Here is a 24,119-nt window from a genome sequence, read left to right on the forward strand (position 1 = left end):
GAGAGAACATTATGCTGCTTGATCAAATCGAGCTTTATAATATTCAGGAAGCAGTAAAGGTGGGGGACGGCTATCGACTTAGCCGCGTCCCCGCTTTTGTGCGAGAAGGCTTGAACGGTCATGCTGCGCTGCGGGCGTTCAATACTTGCGGCTCCGAGCTGCGCTTTCGCATGGTGAGTGATGAAGTGAAGGTGACGCTGCGCCGGGAGCATGCCGATACAGCAACGCGGAACGGGGTAGCGGAGGTTTTTTTTGGTTCTTTTCAAGCGCCATATGGCATTACCCCGCAAGTGATTAGCACAGAAGCGACAACCTTCGTCATTAAGAAGCCTGATCACATAGATCAGCTCAAGCTGCTTGCGAAAAATCAAAGCATGCGTTTTGATGCAGAGCTGGTTCGAGTGCTGCTGCCCTATGATTGGGAATGTCGCTACATAAGTATTGAAGGAGAAGTACTGCCGCCGCTTGCTGAGCAATCACCGACTCGCAAAATGCTGAGCTACGGCTCATCCATTACGCATGGCGGCGATGCGCTTGGGCCAAGTGGTACTTACGCCATGCGGACTGCCGAGAAGCTGGGCGTTGATCTAATCAGCATGGGTTTTGCTGGAAGCGCTCATATGGATGAAGCAGCGGCGCGTTATATCGCATCGCGTGAGGACTGGGAGTTTGCGACATTTGAGATGGGCATTAATGTATTCCGTATTTGGGAGCCAGAGCAGTTTGCGGAGAAGGTCCGCAGCTTTGTTCAGGCAATTGCTGAGCAGCATAGGGACCGCTGGCTGTTTTTTACAGATATGTTCACCTGTGTGCATGATGCTGAAGATAATCCAAAGGCGGAGCAATTCCGCCGTATCGTACAGGAAAATGTGGAACAGCTCGGTTTGCCTAACGCGGTATATATATCGGGCAGGAAGCTGTTGACTTCTTTCGCAGGTTTATCCGCCGATCTTATACATCCTTCCGCTGCGGGCCAAGAAGAAATTTCTGAGCATTTGACGAGGCATATTTTACAGCATATAGGCGGGTAGAGACCAAACAGTGCGATAGGCAGGACAAAAATTTGCAGTAAAAAACGCTTCTCCACTTCAGGTGGGGAGGCGTTTTTTACTATCTGCTTATTTACTCAGCCAAAGCCTTCTCTGCCACAGGCTCAATTCCGCTCTGCAACTTAAATAATGGAAGGAGAATGGCTACACCTAGAAGGAAAAATAAACCTGCAATGATGTACATAGGCACGAGCGTAATGGCATTTTTCATCAAGCCCGATAACATCATCGTTACGACCATCGAGCCCATGAACATCGGAGTTAGGATGCCGTTTACACGGCCGATAAAGGATTCCTTCGTATTTTGTAAAATCAAAGTATTAATTCCAATTTGGATGCATGGCAGCGCAAAACCGCTTATGAATTGCAGACCAAGCGTGAACCAGTAATCCTTCGACAAGCCCATAGCGATCATCGCTAAGCTGTCGACCGTCATGCCAAGCGCTAGAAGCTTCTGCGGCGATAGTTTACTGGAGAAGCTCATCGCAAGCACACCGCCGATAATCATGGCTATGCCGTTCACTAATAGAAACCACTGCAAATAATCCTCAGGTTTCCCAAGCCGCTCCGTAATAAGGAAGATGCCCATTGGCTGAATTAAGCCGAGGCCAAGTCCAGCAGCAATGAAGCCGCCGCCGAGTGTGCGCAGTATTTTACTTGACCATACGTAGCGGAAGCCGGCCTTAATGTCCTCTACCACCCGGGAATTTTGCTGCTCCCCAACATCGTCTCGATCACGCGGCAGGAAAGCTAGCGAAACAGCAGATAATAGAAAGGCAGCACCCATTACGCCAATGGCCGTCTCGATGCCATAGCTTTGGTAGATAAATGTCCCAACGACGGGGCCAAAGATCATAAATACCGCGAACAGCGTTTGATAGAGCGACATCCCCGTCTGCACTAAATGCTCGGGCACATGCAGCTTGAACAGCTTCATGCCAGCAGGTTGAGAAAATTGAGACAATATGGCTGAAATTAATGTGGCAAAAAAGACGGCATGCCAAGTTCCATTTTCCATGGCGAATAGCACGGCCAGAATGGATAAAGCACTTAATATATCGCACCATACCATCGTTTTCTTCGGCCTCCAGCGGTCGGCGAACGTTCCGCCAATAAACGAAAATACGAAGATTGGCGCAAACTCCGCTACGGAGATGAGCGACACGGCAAATGCATCATCATTAGTCATTTTTTTCACATAAAGCAGAACCGCGATATTTCGTACCCAGATGCCGATTTGTAAAAATAAAGTGGACATCAATATCGCTTGCACGAATCGATTGCTCAACAGCGAAAATGCTGAAGCAGGTTGATTGGCTGTCATTTTTTCACCTATCCTTTTTCACTTTTTTGAAGCAGTGTTGTATTCAATAGACATTTTACAGGACATTCCAATGTGTAAAAAGGCTCGCTAGAACGAAAGAGTACTCCGCCTTAAGACCGATAAGTGGAAGCTTTCAGTGGTTAAATTGAAGATCCATAACTATATTACTTTGTAAATCTTGCAGGTGAAATTAGTATTTTTGTCGAAATTCCATGGATGATGTTGAAATCTATCGAATATAGACAAGGGGCTCGTTTACATGCATTTGTTTTTGAGAAAAAGGACTTTTTTGTTACTGCTTATTTTAGCGATTTTGCTGCCTACTCTGGTTGCGGCAAGTGGAGGGGGCTCCAAGCAAGCGATTGTAAACCCAAAGCAGCTCTATAGCTATGAATTAATGACGAGTGATATAAAGAAGCTCGCTGATGCTTATCCTGAGCTGATCCGTTATCGGAGCATCGGAAAAAGTGAATATGGGCGCGAGCTATGGGTGATGGAAATTGGTAACGGCCCCATCAATGTTTTGCTAAATGCCTCCCATCATGCAAGGGAATGGATTACGACAATTACGGTGATGAATATGGCGGAGACGATGGCTGCAAGTACAGCTAAGCAGGGAGTATGGAAGCAGCTTAATACGGCTGATTTATTCGACCATGTCACGTTTCAAATTGTGCCTATGGTTAATCCCGATGGCGTCACCCTTCAACAAAAAGGGCTAGCTGCTTTTCCGCAACAGGATCATGCCGGATTAATCAAAATGAACAAAAATAGCCGGGATTTCAAGCGCTGGAAAGCCAATGGAAAAGGCGTCGATTTGAACAGGCAGTATCCCGCTGACTGGGACACGATTCGCCAAGCCGAATATGCGCCTTCGTATAAAAATTATAAAGGCAAAAAGCCGCTGGAAGCGAAAGAAGCCCAGCTTATGTACAATTTCACAAAACAATTAAAGCCGGAAATCGCGATATCCTATCATTCATCTGGTGAAATTATATTTTGGAATTTTAAGACGAAAGCATCCAATTTGCCAAGGGACCGTGCGTTTGTCCAAGCTTATGCAGCAATGACAGGCTATCGGGCGGTAGCTCCAGAGGCTAATCCTTCGGGAGGCGGCTTTACCGATTGGTTTATTACCGAGTTCGGAAAACCAGCACTTACGCCGGAAATTGCCCCTGCTGTTGGGGAGACGAATGTTCCGCTCAGCTATTGGGATCGAATCTGGAAACAGCATAAGGATACGATGTGGCTAATTGGGACGACGGCTTATGAGCAAGCGATGCTGTCAGAAAAAGCGAAAAAAGCGTCTGCCACTATCGAGCTGACCTCGCCTGCAACAACTTATCGTTATCCGGATCTGAACCGGGAGACAGCTAAGGGCGTTAAACCAGGTGTCTATAAGGTGACGAGGGAAAAAGGAAGTTGGTATGAGATTCAAATAAGCGGGCAAGGGAGCAGATGGATAGCTAAAAGCATGGCGAAGCCGTGGAGCAAGCCAAAGCCGACTCCAACCCCAACACCAAGTCCAACACCGACTGCAAGTCCTGTGGTGACTCCGCCTTCACCTAGCCCGACAGCACCGATCGCGTCGGAGCCATCAGCCGAGCCAACGCCGACTGCTGCTCCAGCAACTGAAATTCCAATAGTGGCGGGATCGCCGGCGAGCACGATTCCGACACCACTTCCAACTCCAAGCTCAACTTGAACATAAAACCATTTTAAAAAGCATGCAGGGAGCAAGTGAACAAAACCCTGCATGCTTTTTTGCTGCGCTTTTTTTGGCGGAAAAAGGGCTGTATTTAGGGCATAACCGCTATAATCCTTAACTCACATTTGGCTGTAACCCTTGCGCCACAAGGGATTGCGCCATAACATATGGCGTGGTGATTATAGGCAAACCGCCCCGGCGGGGTATACGATAAAAGGGTAACAAGAGCACCTAAATGAATTCCAAATTCGGGAGGTCAAAGCATGAGAAAGAAACAAGCGGCATCAACATTTCGCGTCTTGTGTACAACGACATTAGTAGGCTGTATTTTGGCAGGTTGTGCATCAGGATCAGGCGTAAATGAGGGAAGCGCAACATCAGGCACTAATCAAGGAGGCGCACCTACAAGCGAAGCACAAGCTCCTTTTAAACTGACAATAATGACAAACTTGCATACACCAGAAGTTCCTACTGATGCCATTGAGAAAATGCTAGAGGAAAAAACAAACACGGATTTGACGATTAACTGGGTGCCCGACGGCAGCTATGAAGAAAAACTGAACTCGTCTTTTGCAACCGGTTCCTTGCCACAGGCCGTATACATGAAAAATCAGACCACCTACATTTTATTTCGCGACGCGATTCGCAACAATCAATTTTGGGAAATTGGCCCTTTCATCAAGGACTACCCGAACTTAAGCAAGCTGGATGAGCTGGTTGTGAAAAATACAGCGGTAGACGGTAAAACGTATGCCATCTATCAAGAGCGTCCGCTATCGCGTCAAGGCATTATTTTCCGCAAAGACTGGGCGGATAAGCTAGGTCTCGCTGCACCAAAAACGACGGATGAGCTTTACAATATGCTGAAGCAATTTAAGGAAGGCGATCCTGATGGCAACGGCAAGGCGGATACGATTGGTCTGACCGACCGCAGCGATTTGGTGTATGGCGCATTCAAGACGGTTGCCTCGTATTTTGGCACACCGAACAACTGGGGCTTGGCAGACGGCAAGCTGCAGCCGGAATTTATGTTCCCGCAGTATAAAGAAACGATGGACTTCTTCAAGAAGCTGTATGACGAAGGTCTAATCAATAAAGACTTCCCGGTTACGAGCAAGGAAGATCAGCAAAATCTGGTCATTACAGGTAAAGCGGGCATGTACATTGGCTCGATGGCTGATGTGCAAAGCTTGCATCAGAAAACCGTCGAAATTAATCCAAATGCCCTTTACGATGTAGCGAACCAAATTAGCGGACCGGACGGCAATGCGGGGATTTGGTCGATTCCAGGCTATGGAAACTTGGTATTGTTCCCGAAATCGTCCGTTAAATCGGAAGAAGAGCTGAAAAGCATTTTAGCTTTCTATGACAAGCTGATGGAGCCAGAACTGGCTAATCTCGTGAAATGGGGAGTTCCGGACAAGCATTATACGCTCGTAGAAGGCGGCTTAGTGCAAAAAGTCGAAGACACGAAGATGACAGACCGCGAGCAAAAGCCTTACGAAATTTTGCAAGTGGGCGGCGAAAGCACGATTGATATGCTGCGTGCCTACAACAAGCTTCCAGCTAAAGCAAAAGCAGAGGAACTCATTATCGAAAACAACAGCATGCTGATTAACGATCCAACAGCGGCGCTTGATTCCAAAACATATGGCGAGAAGGGCGTAGAGCTTCAGCAAATTATTAACGATGCGACGTACCGCTATATTTTGGGCAACCTGGACGCGGCAGGATTTGATGGTGAAATCGAGCGTTGGAAAAAAGGCGGCGGCGAGAGCATCATCACGGAATACAATGAATCTTTGGCTAAAACGCAATAGGAATAGAACTCCTGTAAAAACAGGGAACTGAAAGGATGTTTCACATGAGCAGCAACTCAGCTTCGGCAGTAGCAGCCGTTAAGCCGGACATGAAGAAGCATGACCTTCGCCGGCGTATATTGAAAAACAAAGCGATCTATCTCATGATTTTGCCGGGACTGCTGTATTTCGTCTTATTCAAATACTTCCCCATGTGGGGACTTGTAATCTCCTTCCAGGAATACCGTCCATACGACGGTATTCTCGGAAGTGATTGGGTAGGATTCAAGCATTATCAGCGTCTATTTACCGAGCCGATGTTTTGGACGATTTTTCGCAATACGATCATCTTGTTTCTGATGAACTTGATCTTCTTTTTTCCCGTCCCTATCATACTTGCGATCTTGTTAAATGAAGTAAGGCTGCAAGCTTTCAAGCGTTTTGTACAAACGATAGTGTACATTCCGCATTTTATGTCCTGGGTCATCATCGTATCGATTTCTTTCGTCATGGTCACGATGGATGGCGGTATGATTAATGAGGGCCTTGATGCGATGGGCATGCAGAAAGTCAACTTTCTGCTAAGCGATGAATGGTTCAGGCCGATGTACATTTTGCAGGTCATCTGGCGCGAAGCCGGCTGGGGAACGATTGTGTACCTCGCGGCCATTGCGGCCATCGATCCGCAGCTGTACGAGGCATCGCGGATGGACGGTGCCAACCGTTTCCGCCAAATTTGGCATATTACATTGCCGTCGATCCGCAGCGTTATTGTAATCCTGCTCATTTTGAAAATTGGCGATGTGCTGGAGCTAGGATTTGAGCATGTGTATTTGCTGCTTAACGCGATGAACCGGAATGTGGCGGAAATCTTTGATACGTATGTGTACACAGCAGGGCTTAAACAGGGGCAGTTCAGCTTTAGTACCGCGGTAGGCTTCTTCAAATCCTTCGTCGGTTTAGTCCTGGTTATGTCCGCGAACTGGCTGGCCAAAAAATTCGGCGAAGAGGGCGTTTATTAAGCTGCACGCTTGCCGCCGAAGCAACATCTTGAGGAGGAAAGGCTATTATGGTGCATGACAAAACGATTGGCGGCCGCCTATTCGATGGCGCTGTCTATGTAATATTATTCCTAGTTGCGTTAGTGACGATTCTTCCTTTCCTGCATATTATTGCCGGATCGCTAACGACGGTTGATGAGCTGGCGCAAAAGCGGTTCGTCCTGTTTCCAACGAAAATTAGTTGGGATGCGTACGCTTATATTTTCTCAACGAATACGATTTTTCGCAGTATGCTGGTATCGATTGGGGTAACTGGTTTTGGTACGCTGTTCAGCATGATACTTACGTCATTGATGGCCTACGGCTTGTCACGACGTGATCTGGTTGGGCGCAAGCAGCTGATGTTTATGATCGTATTTACGATGCTGTTCAGCGGCGGGATGATTCCCACCTTCATCGTCGTCAAGTCGCTAGGCATGATCGACAGCTATGCGGCGCTTATTGTGCCAACGGCTATTAATGCGTTTAACCTGATTATTTTGCGCAGCTTCTTTCAAAATTTGCCGGATGGGCTGGAGGAGTCGGCTAAAATTGATGGCTGTAACGACTGGGGCATTTTGTTCCGTATTGTGATTCCGCTGTCGATGCCAGCGATTGCAACGATCTCTCTCTTTTATGCAGTAACGTATTGGAACACGTATTTGCCGGCAATCTTGTACATTGATAGTGCTGAAAAGTGGCCGATTCAAGTATTACTGCGGCAAATTGTTATTTTGGCAAGCGGCTTGACGGCGGATTCTTCGGGCTTCTCGGATGATTTCGTCACGCCTCCAGATCAGACGATCAAAATGGCTGTAATCGTTGTAGCTACCGTTCCGGTGCTGCTCGTGTATCCATTTTTGCAAAAGTATTTTGATAAAGGCGCATTACTGGGCTCGGTGAAGGGGTAGTCTGCTCGCAGACGCGTCCCTTCGGGGGTTTACGGGTTGTCATCCTTGTATCCTATATGAAGAGAGGTTGAGGTCAAATGAGTCTATCCCCTTTAGCTGAAACGATGCGTATACGCGATGCGTTAGCGCTGGAATGGGGCGTTGCTGCCTGCGATTCCTTAATGGCGAGATTTCCCCAAGCGCGTGACTTGCCTCCAGCAAATCGCTGGCATTACCATCAAGGCGTGTTTTTGTATGGTATGCTCAAGGTATGGGAGCAAAATGGCGACGAGCGATATTTGCTTTATATTAAAAGCTATGCGGATGCCTTGATCGACCCATATGGGAATCTGACTTTTGACCGGGACGAGCTGGATGCGATAATGGCTGGGCTGATTTTGTTTACGCTGGATGAACAGTTTGACGATCCACGGTATCGCCTGGCGGCAGACCGTCTGCTCGGACTGTTCGGAACGCTCAATCAGACAACGGAGGGAGGCTTCTGGCATAAGGACAAATATCCTTATCAAATGTGGCTGGATGGTCTCTATATGGGCGGCGTATTCGCAATGATTTATGGTGCGAAATATGACAAGCCGGAGCTACTGGATATGGCGCTCAAACAGGAGCGGTTAATGAATCGGTATATGAAGGATACACGGACAGGATTGCTGTATCATGCGTGGGATGAGACGCGAAGCATGCCATGGGCAAACCCGGAGACGGGCTGCTCACCGGAGTTTTGGGGCCGGTCACTCGGTTGGTATGGAATGGCGCTTGTCGATTTTCTTGATGTACTGCCGCCTTCTCATCAAGGCAGAGCTGCCATAGAGCTGGAGGTCGCAGCACTTGTTGAAGCGCTCACCGAGTTTCAGGATGAAAAAAGCGGATTGTGGTATCAGGTTGTCAATAAAGGCGAGCGGGAGGACAATTGGCTGGAAACCTCGTGCACAAGCCTCTTTCTATATACGATAGCGAAAGCGATCAAGCATGGCTGCATTCCGAAAGCTTATTCGGAAATTGCAGTAAAAGGCTATGAAGGGCTGCTCCGCACGCTGCATTCCGATGAGACGGGACTAATTGTGACCGGCATCTGCATCGGAACATCAGCGGGGGATTATCGCAACTATGTGACGCGCCCAACAAGCGAAAACGATTTGCACGGTGTAGGTGCTTTCGTGCTCGCTTGTGTGGAGCTGGATGGCGTACTTGGTTTGCAGCCGGTTCAAGAACTAAAGGAATAGCCAGTTGGGCCGGGGGAGCAGCGAGTGGTCACCCCGGCTGATGCAGCTCCCGGTATTTGCCGGGAGTTGTTCCTTCGAGCTTGCGGAAGGAGCGAATGAAATTTTGCGGATTCGTATATTGCAGCCGCTCGGAAATTTCCTTGACCGATATGTTCGTATCCTGAAGCAGTCCAATCGCAATGCGATGACGGTGTGCAGCCAAATATTCGCTGAATGAAATGCCTGTTTCCTTACGGAATACGCTGCTCACATAGTTCGCATTGTAATGCATGCTCGCCGCAATGGCTTCCAGCGTAAGCTCCTGGTCATACTGCTGGTGAATCAAATGAATGATCTCCTCAGAAATGTTTTTATACTGAGAATTGGTCCGCTCCTCTACCGCTATGATAATCGGTTCCACGATGTTTTGAAGAAACCAATTGCGAACTTCCTTCGGAGAGTGCGGCTTGAACAAATACTCAAACAAGGAAGAATGGTCGCCAAGCTCCATCTCGTGAATGCCGAGCGACTGAGACAGGTGAATCAAATCAATTAACAGCCGTGCAGTCGTCAGCTCAAAATCATGGGCGCTCAGCTGCTGCTTAAACACCGCTTCGAATAGCTCCGCCAGCGCTTCGTCGCTTTTGGCCCGATCTCCAAGCTTGATAGCGTCATTTAGCTCCGTTTGCAGGCGTACCGGATAAGAAGTGTTAAAGCTCAGCTTCTGTGGCAGATCCCGATAAAACATCGCCGATGAGTCGCCAAACCTTTTTAAATGCTTATAGGCCTCCATACTTTCCTCAAGGGCTGTACCCGCTGATTTCAGCTTGTCATGATAACCGCTAAAGCCGAAGCTGACGGACAGATTCAGTACTTCTTTTACGGTGTGCGCAATTTGCCCTGCCAGCGGAACCAATTGGGCAAAAAAAGCATCCTGGTTATGCTCACGGTTCAGCAGCAGTGTATTTTGCGACTGTTCGTAGACGATAGGCGCCAGCCTGTCGCTCGCATCAACCAATTCCTCCACAATATTATTCACGGCGAACAGCAGCAAATCCGTATCGCCCTTCGAATAGCTCGTTTCTTCAAAAAAATCAATGCGCAGCGTCATAACCGCATAGCCTTTAAATGACGTAGGTAAGGACAGCGTCTTGAGCCGCTCTTCTATGGTTCGGCTGTTGCTTTTTCCTTGGTACAGCTCCATCATGAACAACGTGCGCAAGCTGTCAATCTGATTGTTCATCGTGCTTTCCAGTTCGCTTTTCTCGCGGATGACATGCCGGATTTGATCCGCAATATAGACGAAGCCGTCGCGGCTTGGTTTATCATGCTTGGACGGAAATAGCTGGAAGACGCTCACAAACAGCTGCTCAATCGGCTTGTACAAGCGTTGGGAGCCGAACCAGGTCACAAGCAGCGTTATGGCGAGGAGCGCTAGGCAAATAAACACGGTAAACCAGCCAATGGCACGTGATTGCTTTGACAACGCATGGAGCGATGTAATAGAAGCATACGTCCAGCCATTATAATCAGACTTGCGGTAAGATACCGTATAGTCTGTTCCTTCGAGCTGCGTATCAAATTGGGCAAGGGAAGAGTCCGATTCGGTAATATCCTGATAAAGCGCGGCAAAAAGGCCTTCAGACGGCAGCAGCTCTTCATTTTGCCCAAACAGCAGCTCGCCTCTATCATTGAATACGAGCACAGCCTCGCTATTTTTGTCAAAGGAAAGCAGCTCGTTCAAATAGCAGGAAGGGATCGTCGATACCGCAAGCCCATTTTTGGTTGAAGCCGTCAGCGGCAGCTTCTTTACGAGGCTGATGCCGTAGGTACAACGACTTGAAGATTGACCAAGCAGCACGGTATTGCTGACAGGCTCCGTAATCCATTGCGAATCGAAGGGCAGCTCCTTATATTGAAGCAGATGGTCTTTTTTGTCCAATTCACTCAGCCGATATAGGCCGGAGTTGTCAATATACCAATTTTCACGGGTGCTTAACAAAATGATATTTTCAATTCCTGTATCAAATGTCTGTAAATGGTTGACTTCTTGCTTGATTTGGTTAAATAATTGAAATTGTTCCACATTAAGCGGTTCCAACATGGCGGACTTCAAAAAAGACGAATTGACGAAATACGTCATGGAATGGTCTACGGTGCGCATGACCTGCTCCACATTCATTTGCATTTGCTCTAGCTGCAACAGTTTGGATGCGTTTACATTTTGCTGAATTGTGTCGGAGGATTTCATGTAGGAGAATAGTCCAACAATAATGACGGGTAATGAACTGATTAGAAAGCCGAACAGCAAAATACGCAAAAAATACCGATTAGGTGGGGCTGCCATCATATCTCCTCCAAAACTATTGCGAGCCACACGCTGCACTGCTTCGCAAACGATAATTACTAGGGTATTATACCAGAAAGTGGGTCAAGTTGCCTATGAATTTTGTGAAGAGACAGATTCATCGCTGCGCAAAATCGGTTTTAACGGCCTTAGCATGCGGAGCAGCTGTGATTATGGTTTCCTGCCAACAGCTCGATGAGAGCGTGGCCGCCCAGAACAAGGAAGCGCCGCTTGCTTTAACGTGGACGGCCGTTCAATACACGGCGAGTCCACCTTCCGATGTCGTGCTTGGGCATATTGAGGAAGCGACCAACTCGAAGCTGTCCATAATCTGGGTAGCTGATGCTATGAAGGAGGATAAGCTGAACATCGCGCTTGCTTCTGATGCGTTGACAAAAATCGTCACGATTCAGGACATTCGCAATTCTGCTTTTTTGAGCGCGGTTCGTGCCGGTACTTTTTGGGAAATCGGCCCTTATTTATCGCAATTTTCGAACCTGAACGCGATGGACAAAACCATTTTGCAAAACACATCAATCGATAACAAAATATATGGCATTTATCGTGAGCGGGACTTGTCCCGTCAAGGCATCATCTATCGCAAGGATTGGCTCGACCAGCTGAAGCTGGAAACGCCGACAGATTTGGAAAGCCTTTATAAAGTGATGGAGGCGTTCACGAAAAATGATCCTGATGGCAATGGCTTAAATGATACTTATGGCCTAACGGATCGCAACGATTTGAAGTTTGGCGCTTTTCAAACGCTGGCCTCTTATTTTGGCACGCCTAATGAGTGGGGCTGGATGGGGGGAAAGCTGCAGCCGGCCTTTATGTTCAGTGCTTATAAAGATACGATGAAATTTATGCGGGAGCTGTATGAAGGGAAATTGATGAATGAGCAGTTTGCGGTCACGAGCAAGCAGCAGCAATGGGAGGAATTTACGGAGGGGCGCGCGGGCGTTTATATCGGAAACATGGATGATGGCCGTAATTTATTTAAGACGCTCATTCAAAGCAATCCGAAAGCTGAAATTGATTTGCTGAACCGGATCAACGGACCTGACGGCAAGCCGCATGTATGGTCGCAGGCTGGGCATAACGGCATATTCGTATTCCCAAAATCGCAGGTAAAAAGCGAGGCTGAGCTGCTGCGCATTCTTGCATTTTTTAATCGGCTGGCTGACCCGGAGCTCATCTATATGCTGAATTATGGCGTTGAAGGCATTCACTATAAGCTGGAAAACGGAGATATGGTTGAGCTGCTTTCCAATGAAAGCGAGCGATGGGAGCAGGAGGTACGGCCGCTTATTTCGCTGATGGGGGTCAGGGCGCTTGCCATTCGGCCCCAAGGTGATCCGCTAAGGGAAAAAAGCGACCGCTTGACAGAGGATAATCGGAGCTTTCTCGTCATTAACCCTGCAGCCTCGCTTGATTCGCCAACCGCCAACGAACGAGGGGGCGAACTGAATATTATCATTCAAAACGCGACCAACTCCTTTATTCTCGGCTTGCTTGATGAGCAAGGGTTCGATAAGGAAGTAGAGCGGTGGAAGCAGCTTGGCGGCGATCAGATTATTCAAGAATTTAATGAGGGGTATGCGGGGAGATCGTAACATTCGCTTGGCCAATAATGCTTAAATTGTCATTCATTTTTTAATGTTTGCATGATATACTAGGCGTTAAAACATAGCATAATGCTATCTTAATACAAGAACGGGAAAGCATCCCGGCTGGAAGACGAACGAGATTCGTCTGTCCAGCCGGGATTTTTTGCATTTATAGGGAAGGGTGGCACGGCAAATTCATGAACCCACACTTTACCAATCGTAAAGGCAATGATTTTTTCGGAATATGACAGACTTCTCCTTTTCATGCATGTTGAAGGTATAAAGACGTTCTTTCCATATAAAAAAGGGGTGGGATTCACCGTCTGATGGGTAAATACTACATTTGATGGAATGCCATGTTAATCAAATGATCGCGATAGTTTACATCCGCGGCTGCGATGACTCTTTTGTTGGGCTTGCTCGTTTTCGGTTGGATTTTGGTTTCATTTTTGAGCACATTGAAGACCATCCGTTTGACGACGGCTAGATTCTGGGCTGCTGCCGTTTCTCTTGTTTGATTGCGGTCATCTCCAAAGGTAACATCCAGACTCCAATGCATGCTTTCGATCCCCCAATGTTTCCTTGCAGCCGTGGCGAAGTCGGTCACATTGTCTACGCTGCTGATATAATAAGCGGTTTCTGTGGTAGTTTTAGTGGGGTCAGCGATAAACGCTACCTTGCGTTTATCGCTGACCCCTGTCAGTTTGGCCCAGTCACCTTGCGCATCGCCCATCCAATCGAGATCCGTTGAATAATAATAGGTCCGTTTTTCGATTCGCCCATGCCCTTGATCAACGGTATGGAGAACCTTGAACGTAGATTCTTCGCTATTGCGCTCCTCGATCGCTGCCCGTTTCCCAGCTTGTTCGGCTTCTACGAAATAGTTTTGGACTTCTTTATGTAGTGTTCCTTGGTTCCCTTTGAGGTTGACAACATAATCCGCTTTATTCTTGTCGACAATTTGTTCAAGGATTTTCTTTTGAGCGCCCATGGCATCCATCGTTACGATGCAGCCTTTGATCATCAATTGTTCCAGTAGGACAGGAATGGCTGTGATTTCATTACTCTTCTCATCGGTCTTTGTCTGCCCAACGACCAGGCCGTGTGAATGACACAAAGCACTCACGATGTGAAGCACTTTGTGATCATTTCCCTTGGAGCCTCGCGACGTTTTTCCATCGACCGACACGATATCCTTGTTCGGTAACGTGATCGTACCTGACATCCAATCGATAAAGCGGGTTAAAAATTCCTGGGGTTGAATCAACGAAAAACCTCGCTTAATCGTGGATAAGGAAGGAATACCGTTCATTAAAGTGATATATTTTTCAAACCATTCCCCATTTGCTGGTACTTTTGCCCACGTGTAGATATCGTCCCATTCATAGTATCCGCAAAGGACGCCGCTTACGACAATAAACAGAATATCCGTTAGTCGATGATACACTTTCCCTTCCTGCCTATTGTCCTGCAAATCACTAAAATACTCAAAAAAAGTCCCTTGATATCTATCGTTGCTCATCATGATCCCTCCGAAAATACGTCTAAGCCCTATCTTACTCCTTGAGAGGCCTTACGGAAAGAGGGATGAGATTTCTGCTTTCTACGGGCATTAAAATGAACCAATATTTGTGTCTATCTACCAGTATGTCTCTTCATGAATTCGCCGTGGTTGTTTATGGCGTCAATGCAAATTGAAATCGGTATAAATTAAACAACAGAAAAATCAAACTCTGTCAAAAATTTTTTTTGTTAGAATTTTTTAATATTTGTAATCTATCAGTAAGACTTCATTCCCAATAATTAGTATGGTATATTATTCAATGTATGGAAAATAACTTGTATGGAGGTTTCGGAAAAAGGTATGAATGGATTCAAAAAGAGTTTATCTATGGTTCTTGCTGTTGGCTTAGTCACAACGTCCCTTGCTGCTACTGGTTTCGCTGTTGAGAAATCTGACACTCAATCAACTCAAACTTCAAGAAATCTTTACACAGCTAACAATGAGTTTCTCGGCACTGTTACCACTAATACTACTATTACACTTAGTAAAGAAGGCCAAGATACTCTCTTTACTGTAACAAAGACTAACGATTATACATTACAACCAAAATATAGTAGCATTAAAGAGTACCAAACTGAGTTTGCGGATGGTACTGAAACAAAGAACTATCGGTTAACAAAAAACAAAGAAATTTATGTTGACGGTGAGTTGTTGGAAACAGGTGAAGCAAATAGCAACGCCATTAGTGGTGGAATTACAGCATTGAATGCTACAGGTGGTGTAGCTGCATATTCCCACTATTATAGTAGCGATTACAAGAAATTTACTTTTGCGACGTACAGCGATGTCGATTTTGCCGCTGATCCTGATAATCTGAAGGCTTCAGGATCTCATGTAACTAAAACGGTTGCTCCTACAGTTACATTCTTTGAGGCAGCACGCTCTAATATTGATATGTTTTCAAATGATTACACAGCCTATAAAGCTGCTCTAGCCTCGTTAGCAGTTGCTTTAGGAACAACAATTGTTACGTGGTCGACCGTCGTTGGTGCTATTGCTGGTGGTGCAGCAACTGCGGCAGCTGCTGGTGTCGCAATCGATCAATTTAATAGTATGGAAAATCATATTGGGCAAGCTTATGGTTATGTTAATAACATGTAATACGCTAAAATATTAATGTTAGGATTTGATAGCTATGAAATTTTCATAGCTATCAAGTCCTTATTCCATTTTGGAGAGGATGTTGTGTTATGATTTATGTTTTTGCAGTATTAGTCGTTGTGCTTATCGACATTCTAATTATTTATAGGTTGTTTAAGTATAAAAATGATGATTACAAAAAATACAGAAAAGAGAATTTAGGTCTGATTTTTTCAGGAACAGTGGTTTTGGTAATAACCAAAATTCCATCTTTATACTTGTTTATTCTCCTGGGAATAAACGCACTCTTGTTCATAATTGTATTAAGTAAATTTCAAAATAACCATGAACGGAAAACTGATTAAATAAGTGAAATTTGTATTCTTCAATTTGTTATTCAGGGGTTGATTTCTTGACGATGCTATTAATGGTCTAGTCAACTATGAATTAACTTAGATTCGCAATGTTTACGAAATAAGTGATTTTAATAAAACGTAAGCGTCCATAACCGCGAACTTGCCTATGCCCTAATACGACAGGTGACCGGGAGCGAAGATGACCATGGCAAATAAGGCTCGAGCGCCTCTGGATTTTGTGGATCCGGAAGCTGCGGAAGTTGCTCGAACAGGTATTTTAAATATTGGAACGGAAGAAGTCCATTTTCCTTCGCCGTCTCGATTACGCTGTAGATCGTTGCACTTGCCCTCGCGCCGTGAGGCGTATTCGCAAATAACCAGTTCTTTCTCCCGATTACGAATGGCTTGATCGAGCGCTCACTGCGATTATTATCGATCTCGAGCCGACCATCCTCCAGGAAGGCAGTCAACTTGTCCCACTGGTTCAGGCTGTAAGTAATCGCTTTTCCAACCAGACTCTTCGGCAGTGTTTGAGAGCGCTGCTGCTTTAGCTATACCGAATAAGCCCCCAGGATCGGTAGGCTTCGCTTCTTTCGCTCGGCATATCGTTCTTCTGGCGAAGCATCCTTCAACTCGCGCTCAATGGCAAAAAGAGCATTGCAGTAAGCCAGTCCTTGACTAGCTACCGAATCCTTGTTACCTCTCGCCGCTGGCGGGGCTGCTTTCAATGCTTCATCGTATTTACGCCGCGCATGTGCCCAGCACCCCACAAGAGTCACAGCAGGAACCTTATGATAGCCCGCATAACCATCAACATGCAGGTAACCTTTGAACCCGGATAAGAAGATTTGTGGATGCTCACCGCCACGTGTCTTCTGGTAATCATAGATGACCACCCGCTTCCAGTGCGATACAGCCACAAATACGAGGAAGATTGAGCAGACTTTCCAGGCTCACGCAGCACCTGCAGCGTCGTCTCATCTGCGTGAAGCACATCCTGTCTAAGCAGATGAGCTTTCATCACGGAGACCAAGGGCATGAGCCATTTCTGTGCACCATAGATCATCCAATTCGCCATCGTCTGACGAGATAACGTGTATCCAAGACGCGCGAAATGCTGCTCTTGCCGGTATAACGGCACACGGCGAATTCATGAAGAAACATATTGGTAGATACGCACAAATATTGGTTCGTTCGAACCAGGACACTGTAAGTGAAAATCTACTGTCACCAACAGCTTTTTGGAAAAATTCCGTAATTTCATACATCAATCTTTCTGAAAGTCTCTCTCTTGAAGTGAAATGATGCCTTCAGAACACATGACAGAAGAATTCTGTCACCTACTGACTAAACAGTTTTCTATTCAATTGGTTAAATATGGGTTCATAAATTCGCCGTGGGAAGGGTGGCCAACATGGAAAGAAGCGAAGTTATCCTTGAAGGAGAACATGAACTCCCACTTTGGGAGGCAGGTTCAATAATAGCAGATCGCTATGCCGTTATCCGGGTGCTGGGCAAGGGCGGAATGGGCATCGTATATGCGGTGGAAGACCGTAAGCTGCAGGGCAAGCTGCGGGCAATTAAAGTTACACCTCTATCGGTAGAGGAGGAGGTGGACGAAGCTCATTCAATTACCGCGGAGGCGGGCATGCTGGTGCGGCTAAATCATCCGAACCTACCTCATATCGTGGATGCTTTTCCGATACATAAACATTCTGTGTATGCGGTTGTGATGGACTTCATTCATGGAGAAACGCTTGCTGTACAATTTCAAAAACGACAGAGCCAAATGCTGCTGCTTGAGGTGGTTCAGCTGGGGCTCCAGTTGTGTTCGGCACTTAACTACCTGCACCGTCAAAGGCCGCAAATCATTCATCGGGATTTAAAACCGTCCAATGTCATGGTGGAGGAAGGGGGCGGATATCTGCGTCTAATTGATTTTGGCATTGCAAGGCAGGGTAAAGCAATGGGAGGCCAAGATACGCAAAAGCTTGGTACACCGGGCTTTGCAGCTCCTGAGCAGTATCAAGGCAGCAGCCAAAGTGATCCCCGAACGGATGTATATGGGCTTGGAGCACTGCTCTATTATTTGGCAAGCGGGGGTGAGCTGTATCAGCCCCTGCCCGTTGTTCCACGGCTAGAGCCTCACTTTCAATGGAAGGATCGAATGAATGCAGAGGGCTCTCTCATGTTGGCTAATGTGCTTAGCAGGATGCTCGCCTATCGACTCGAGGACCGCACCGCAAATATGGGGCAAGTAGAGCGCGAACTGCTGGCAATCGTTCAACTTGCGGGTGGCGATCATGTCAGACCGGCATTCGGCTGCCCCAATAGGCAAGGTCACGTTAGTGCGGCAGCAAATGGCGTAACGATTGGCCTAATGGCATTGTCACCCGGAGCGGGAGCCACTTTTGCCGCTATTACGCTAGCCAAGCTGCTTGGTCGAAGAGGAGTGAGCTGCATCGCAGCTGAATTTCCAAGTAATCAGCCGGAATGGCATGCGCTCCTGCCCTCTCAACACACTAGCGGAAGGCAGGCATTCGGAAATTATTGGACTTGGCAGGAAGGCGCTATCCAATGGCTTGCCCAAAAACCTGGACGTACGGAGCAAGAAGCATACGACTTGGAAAAATGGGAGCTTTTTTTGAATCAGCAGCATTACGGAGTGAAAATTGTCGATTTTCCCAGCTCCAATGAGCCAGCAGCAGGCGAGTGGTTGTCTCGGTGCCAACTGGTCTGTATAGTTGCCGATCCTTTTCCGGCTAAATGGCAGCAGCTTCAGCTGCGTCGCCTTCAAACGCTTCAGCAGGGGCTGAATGCTCGGGAAGGGCGTTTCGTATGGCTGGCGAATAAGGATAATCGCTTCGTGGACCGGGAGCAATGGCTGCAATTACTGCCAGAGCGACCAATAACAGTGCTGCCTATGCTGCCAGCGGCCGAATGGCTTAATGTGCTTTGGAGCGGCGAATGGGTGACGGAGAACAAACGGCTTGGCAAACCTGTAATGCAGGCATTTGATCCGCTGCTTGTGTTAATTAGCCGAATGCTGAATAAGGGGAAAGGGAAATTATGATGCCGATGGATGGTGCCATGCGGTTTAAATTGCTTATCTACCTCACAGCAGCAGCGGCCTGAAGAGACAAAATCCGCACTGAAATTTTACACAATTGAGCAGCTCTTGTGGTACAATGGATCGGGCATAAACTTATATAAGCTTAAAAACGACAAGTATTGCGCACCGACACGAAATCCGAAAAGGCTAGGTGTTGCGGGCGTTTTCATACGATGAGGCTTTGTTAGTCATACTCCCAGCCTGGGAAATGAGCAAATCCTCGCTATAAACAAATGCATGAATGGAGCTAAGAAGAAATGAGTTTATTAACAGTAGAGCAATTATCCCATACGTTTGGTGACCGCGTTTTGTTCAAAAACGTATCGTTCCGCCTGCTGGCTGGCGAGCATGTTGGTCTTGTAGGCGCCAATGGAACGGGAAAATCGACAATGATGAACATTTTGACCGGAAAGCTGCTTAAGGATGAAGGCAAAGTAGAATGGACACCACGCGTCCGCTACGGCTATCTGGATCAGCATACGAAATTAACGCCGGGCAAGTCGATTCGGGATGTGCTGAAGGATGCTTTTGCACCGATGCTGCTGCTCGAGCAGGAATTGAATGATATTGCGCTGCAAATGGGCGATGCCGATCCGGATACGCTGGAGCAGTTGCTGGAGCGGATGGGTGAAATTCAGGAAGAGCTGGAAATTGGCGATTTCTATTTAATCGATGTCAAGGTTGATGAGATGGCCAATGGCCTAGGGCTGAATGCGATTGGGCTTGAACGCGACGTAACGGCCTTGAGCGGCGGACAGCGGACTAAGGTTTTGCTCGCCAAGCTGCTTCTAGAGAAGCCGACCGTCTTATTGCTCGATGAGCCTACGAATTATTTGGATGAAGAGCATATTAACTGGCTCACGAACTATTTGAAGTCGTACCCATATGCTTTCGTCCTGATTTCCCATGATACGGGCTTTATGAACCAAGTGGTGGATATTATTTATCATCTGGAGTTCGCCAAGCTGACTCGTTATTCTGCCAACTATGAGAAATTCCTTGAGATGGCAGATATGAACAAAGCCCAGCATATCGACGCTTATGAGAAACAGAAGGATTTCATCAAGAAGCAGGAAGACTTTATTTCGCGCAATAAAGCGCGTGCTTCGACTTCTGGACGGGCGAAGAGCCGTGAGAAGCAGCTTGACCGGATCGATCGCATTGACAAGCCAGAGGAAGCGGCTAAGCCAACCTTTGGTTTTAAAGAAGCCCGTACTAGCGGCAAAACGGTATTCGAGGCGGAAGGGTTGTCCATTGGCTACAATAAGCCGCTGCTGCCTAAGATGAACATGCTGATCGAGCGCGGTGACAAAATTGCGATCGTTGGCTGCAACGGTGTCGGCAAATCAACGCTGCTTAAAACGATTCTCGGCGTCGTTCCGGCGCTTGACGGTAAAGTTTATCGTGGCGATTATTTGCATCCTGCGTATTTTGAACAGGAAGCCAAGGCGCCAACGATGACGCCGCTGGATGATGTATGGAATGAATTTTCGCATATGACGCAAAGTGAAGTTCGTGGAGCTCTTGCCCGTTGCGGCTTGAAAAATGAGCATATTACGCGGGCGCTCAACCAATTGAGCGGCGGCGAGCAGGCGAAGGTACGTCTTTGCAAGCTGATGCTGCGCGAAAGCAACTGGATTTTGTTCGATGAGCCGACGAATCATTTGGATGTCATTGCAAAAGCCGAGTTGAAGCGCGCGCTTAGCGTATTCAAAGGCACCGTCGTTCTCGTATCCCACGAACCTGATTTTTATGAGGATTGGGTTACGAAAACTTGGGATGTCGAAAGCTGGTCCATGCAAACCCAGATTTAAATGGGTTGCAGCTTGAAATATAGGAAAGTATATGATTTTGCCATACTTTCTCTATATTTCTCGGACTGAAACGTGCCGCGCCGCCAGAGGACGGCTTTCGGCCGTTTCACCTTGATCGTAATAACGCTTGAGGAAAACAAGTAAGCCGGACTGCAAGCGGCAGTAGTCCGGCTTACTTGCATTTGAATTGAATATTCCTTTATGATGAGTACAAAACGGGTCCATGTAGGACTATTTGCTAAGGTAGGTGAACGCTTAAGATGAAAGAACGTGTCCTGGTAGTAGAAGATGAAGCAGGCATATCCCGCATTTTACAGCTTGAGCTTGAGCATGAAGGTTATACAGTAGGCACGGCTTTGGACGGTCGGACAGGCTATGAAATGGCATCGTCCGGGGAGTGGGAGCTCGTGCTGCTGGATGTCATGCTGCCGGAGCTTAATGGTATTGAGGTACTGCGCCGTCTGCGACAGGCGGGCAATGCGGTTCCAGTCATTTTGCTTACAGCGAGAGATACCGTTCCCGATAAAGTAAGCGGTTTTGAGCATGGAGCTAACGATTATATTACGAAGCCGTTTGCGATGGAGGAGCTGCTGGCGCGTGTTCGCAATATTTTGCGCATTTTCCAGCAAAATCCGCGTGAATCCGAAGGCTCGGATATGATTAAGGTTGGCGATTTGACGATTGAACTGCGTACGCGCAAAGTTTTCCGCAAAGATATTATTATCGAGCTTACGCCGCGAGAATTTGAACTGCTCGTTTATTTGGTGGAAAACAAAAATGAAGAGAAATCCCGTGAGGATATCCTCTCCGAGGTATGGGGCTATGATTTTATCGGCGAGACGAATTTGGTCGATGTGTATATCCGTTATTTGCGGCAAAAGCTGGACAAAGGCTATCGCCACAAGCTCATTCATACCGTTCGCGGAGTAGGCTATATGGTCAAGGAGCCTGACGCATGACGCTGCGTAAACGATTTACGCTTTTCACGATATTCTGGCTTATTTTTATATTGATTTTGTTTAATATTTTCGTTTATTTTTATGTCATTAAAATTACGACAGAAAGCGAAGAGCGCGTCATCGCGAACAAAGTCAATCTCATGCTGGAAAATCCGCAAATCCAGAGCGGCAAAGGACTTAACAATTCGGATTTGCTAAGTGAATATTATAATGTGAATGAAATGATTCGCATTGTGCAGCCAGATAACAAGGTCGTCAATATTACAGGCTCGGACCCTGTGCTGCTGGGCCTTCCGGCAGCTTTTGACAGTCAGCATGATACCGGTATGATTTCGAAGGGCGGCGAACGTATTTTGTATATGCGCGTTCCCCTGTACGATGGAACCGATATCGTTGGCATGCTGGAAATTAACAGAGTCCTTAATGAGCTGGATAATTATTTGCAGATTTTAGTTGCAGCTCTCACGGTAACGAGTGCGGGTGCTATTTTGTTTGCGATATTCGGTACGTATTGGTTTACGTCCAGACTGACAGCGCCCATTCAGCAAATGGTCACGACGATGCGGGAAATCGACCGAAGCGGAAAGCTGCGAGTTATTGAGACGACCAGCCACGAGGAATCTGCGGAGCTGCAGCAGCTGATTCGTGCTTTCAATCAAATGATTGAGCGGCTGGATCGTACGTTTGAGAAGCAGAAGCAGTTCGTGGCAGACGCATCCCATGAGCTCAAAACGCCGCTCACAGTCATTTCCAGCTATGCCAATATGCTTAAGCGTTGGGGACGCGACGATGCCGCAGTGCGAGATGAAGCGATTGAAGCGATTGACCGGGAAGCGAAACGGATGCAGAACTTGACCAAGTCCATGCTTACGCTTGCCGAAGCTGAGCAGGAGGACTGGCTGAAGCAGGAGCATTTCGATGTGGTGCAGGCTGTCGATGAGCTGGCAGGCATGCTGCAAACGACGTTTCAGCGTCCAATTCGGATTAAAACAAGCTCGAAAATCGTCAGAATGTATGGCGATAAAGAAAAAATCAAACAACTTCTCGTCATTTTGCTTGATAATGCCATAAAGTATAGCAAGGAACCGATTGATGTTTCGGTTAGCCAGGTGAAAACAATCGTCAAGATTGAAGTCAAAGATAGAGGCGTAGGCATTCCAGAGAGTGACCTGCCGCATTTGTTTGAACGTTTTTATCGGGTCGACGGTGCTAGAAGCCGTGCGACTGGCGGGGCCGGACTAGGTCTTTCCATTGCGAAACGAATTGTTGATTTGCATGATGGCAAAATGGATGTATTTAGCCAACAGGATATTGGCACGACGATTACACTTCAATTTAAACAACGAAAGTAACGGTAGGAGGGTCGGTTTTGAAATATAGAGTAGCGGCCGTTCAATACAAATTGGCCGACATCAGCTCATTTGAGCAATTTGCCGAGCAGGTCGCGCATTATGTGCGCAATGCCTCGGAATACGGCACACAGTTTCTATTATTTCCTGAATTTTTTACAACTCAGCTGCTGTCCATCAGTGATAGCAGCGGCAAAGCCTTAACGTTTGACAAACTCCCTGGCTTTACAGCTGCCTATGAAGAGCTGTTCGCCAAGCTGGCTGCGGAATACAATATGCACATTGTGGCTGGCACGCATGTTGTGGAAGTGGAAGGCGGCAAGCTTCGCAATGTTGCGCATCTGTTCCATCCGGATGGGAAGATCGACCGTCAGTCGAAAATCCATCTGACGCCGACGGAAGTGAGCGACTGGGCGATGTCGCCGGGCGAAGGGTTGGAAGTGTTCCAAACCCCATACGGCACAATCGCTATGCTGACCTGCTATGATATTGAATTTCCGGAAATCGTGCGTATGGCGAGAGCAAAAGGGGCGGACGTCATTTTCTGCCCATCCTGTACGGATGATCGCCACGGCTTTTATCGCGTTCGGTATAGCGCTCATGCACGCACGATAGAAAATCAAGTATATGTGGTGACGACTGGTACAGTGGGCTCGCTGCGAAAGGTCGATTTTATGCGGGCCAACTTTGGGCAAGCGGCGATTTTGTCGCCTAACGATATCCCATTCCCACCGGGCGGCATTTTGGCAGAAGGAATCATTAATGACGATATGCTCGTTGTGGCTGATCTTGATTTGAAGCTGCTTGAAGATGTACGAATCGCAGGCTCCGTTACGACATGGCGGGACCGTCGCACTGATCTTTATACCGATTGGCATTAAAGCTTTCCCTGGCAGAA

General features: G+C 47.2%; 16 protein-coding genes and 1 pseudogene. 13 read left to right on the forward strand and 4 right to left on the reverse strand.

Annotated elements, in window-relative coordinates; translation table 11 throughout:
* The first annotated feature begins 11 nt into the window (after positions 1-11).
* Entirely contained in the window at positions 12-1,031 is a 1,020-nt protein-coding gene (locus tag WH37_RS20940) for a GDSL-type esterase/lipase family protein (RefSeq protein ID WP_046232564.1), read from the forward strand.
* A gap of 91 nt (positions 1,032-1,122) precedes the next feature.
* On the opposite strand, the gene WH37_RS20945 is transcribed toward WH37_RS20940, so the two are convergent.
* A complete protein-coding gene (locus tag WH37_RS20945; RefSeq protein ID WP_046232565.1) occupies positions 1,123-2,373 on the reverse strand; it encodes an MFS transporter in 1,251 nt (416 codons plus the stop codon).
* Between the two features lie 259 nt (positions 2,374-2,632).
* On the opposite strand from WH37_RS20945, the gene WH37_RS20950 reads away from it, so the two are divergent.
* The 5 genes from WH37_RS20950 (at position 2,633) to WH37_RS20970 (ending at position 9,054) form a co-directional block, all read left to right on the forward strand.
* Complete coding sequence (locus WH37_RS20950; RefSeq protein WP_052737115.1) at positions 2,633-4,078, forward strand: M14 family metallopeptidase; 1,446 nt, start codon at positions 2,633-2,635, stop codon at positions 4,076-4,078.
* A 266-nt stretch (positions 4,079-4,344) separates the two neighbouring features.
* On the forward strand, positions 4,345-5,901 hold the full coding sequence (locus WH37_RS20955; RefSeq protein ID WP_046232566.1) for an extracellular solute-binding protein: 1,557 nt from the start codon (positions 4,345-4,347) through the stop codon (positions 5,899-5,901).
* Between the two features lie 89 nt (positions 5,902-5,990).
* Positions 5,991-6,902 carry an ABC transporter permease gene (locus tag WH37_RS20960; protein ID WP_231594306.1) on the forward strand — a complete coding sequence of 304 codons (912 nt, stop codon included), beginning with the start codon at positions 5,991-5,993 and terminating at the stop codon, positions 6,900-6,902.
* Between the two features lie 47 nt (positions 6,903-6,949).
* Positions 6,950-7,831, forward strand: coding sequence for a carbohydrate ABC transporter permease (locus WH37_RS20965; protein WP_046232568.1), 882 nt, complete (start codon positions 6,950-6,952; stop codon positions 7,829-7,831).
* A gap of 77 nt (positions 7,832-7,908) precedes the next feature.
* Positions 7,909-9,054, forward strand: a complete 1,146-nt coding sequence (locus WH37_RS20970) for a glycoside hydrolase family 88/105 protein (RefSeq protein WP_046232569.1) — start codon at positions 7,909-7,911, stop codon at positions 9,052-9,054.
* A gap of 28 nt (positions 9,055-9,082) precedes the next feature.
* On the opposite strand, the gene WH37_RS20975 is transcribed toward WH37_RS20970, so the two are convergent.
* The gene (locus WH37_RS20975; protein ID WP_082110937.1) at positions 9,083-11,383 is read right to left on the reverse strand and encodes a helix-turn-helix domain-containing protein; all 2,301 of its coding nucleotides are present in this window, start codon (positions 11,381-11,383) and stop codon (positions 9,083-9,085) included.
* A gap of 170 nt (positions 11,384-11,553) precedes the next feature.
* On the opposite strand from WH37_RS20975, the gene WH37_RS20980 reads away from it, so the two are divergent.
* Positions 11,554-12,993 carry an extracellular solute-binding protein gene (locus tag WH37_RS20980; RefSeq protein ID WP_046232638.1) on the forward strand — a complete coding sequence of 480 codons (1,440 nt, stop codon included), beginning with the start codon at positions 11,554-11,556 and terminating at the stop codon, positions 12,991-12,993.
* 331 nt (positions 12,994-13,324) lie between these two features.
* On the opposite strand, the gene WH37_RS20985 is transcribed toward WH37_RS20980, so the two are convergent.
* Positions 13,325-14,512, reverse strand: a complete 1,188-nt coding sequence (locus WH37_RS20985) for an ISAs1 family transposase (protein WP_082110938.1) — start codon at positions 14,510-14,512, stop codon at positions 13,325-13,327.
* A 339-nt stretch (positions 14,513-14,851) separates the two neighbouring features.
* Here WH37_RS20985 and WH37_RS20990 point away from each other — a divergent pair, with 339 nt between their 5' ends.
* Positions 14,852-15,652: a hypothetical protein gene (locus tag WH37_RS20990; RefSeq protein ID WP_046232571.1), complete on the forward strand. Its 801-nt coding sequence runs from the start codon at positions 14,852-14,854 to the stop codon at positions 15,650-15,652.
* A gap of 499 nt (positions 15,653-16,151) precedes the next feature.
* On the opposite strand, the pseudogene tnpC reads toward WH37_RS20990, so the two are convergent.
* Positions 16,152-17,137: pseudogene (gene tnpC, locus WH37_RS21000) on the reverse strand (IS66 family transposase); the annotation flags it as partial.
* 264 nt (positions 17,138-17,401) lie between these two features.
* Between tnpC and WH37_RS33835 the strand changes: the two are divergent.
* The 5 genes from WH37_RS33835 to WH37_RS21025 all read left to right on the forward strand — a co-directional run bounded on the left by WH37_RS33835 (position 17,402) and on the right by WH37_RS21025 (position 24,102).
* Entirely contained in the window at positions 17,402-19,060 is a 1,659-nt protein-coding gene (locus WH37_RS33835; protein WP_052737118.1) for a serine/threonine protein kinase, read from the forward strand.
* 296 nt (positions 19,061-19,356) lie between these two features.
* On the forward strand, positions 19,357-20,913 hold the full coding sequence (locus WH37_RS21010) for an ABC-F family ATP-binding cassette domain-containing protein (RefSeq protein ID WP_046232573.1): 1,557 nt from the start codon (positions 19,357-19,359) through the stop codon (positions 20,911-20,913).
* A gap of 260 nt (positions 20,914-21,173) precedes the next feature.
* Positions 21,174-21,872 (forward strand): response regulator transcription factor, encoded by a 699-nt coding sequence (locus WH37_RS21015; RefSeq protein WP_046232574.1) that lies wholly within the window; start codon positions 21,174-21,176, stop codon positions 21,870-21,872.
* A complete protein-coding gene (locus WH37_RS21020) occupies positions 21,869-23,224 on the forward strand; it encodes a HAMP domain-containing sensor histidine kinase (RefSeq protein WP_046232575.1) in 1,356 nt (451 codons plus the stop codon). Before WH37_RS21015 ends, WH37_RS21020 begins: the two co-directional genes overlap by 4 nt.
* Positions 23,225-23,241: 17 nt before the next feature.
* Positions 23,242-24,102 (forward strand): carbon-nitrogen hydrolase family protein, encoded by an 861-nt coding sequence (locus WH37_RS21025; RefSeq protein WP_046232576.1) that lies wholly within the window; start codon positions 23,242-23,244, stop codon positions 24,100-24,102.
* Positions 24,103-24,119: the final 17 nt, after the last annotated feature.

It is taken from the genome of Paenibacillus algorifonticola, from assembly GCF_000971975.1.
GTDB classification, from domain to species: domain Bacteria; phylum Bacillota; class Bacilli; order Paenibacillales; family Paenibacillaceae; genus Pristimantibacillus; species Pristimantibacillus algorifonticola.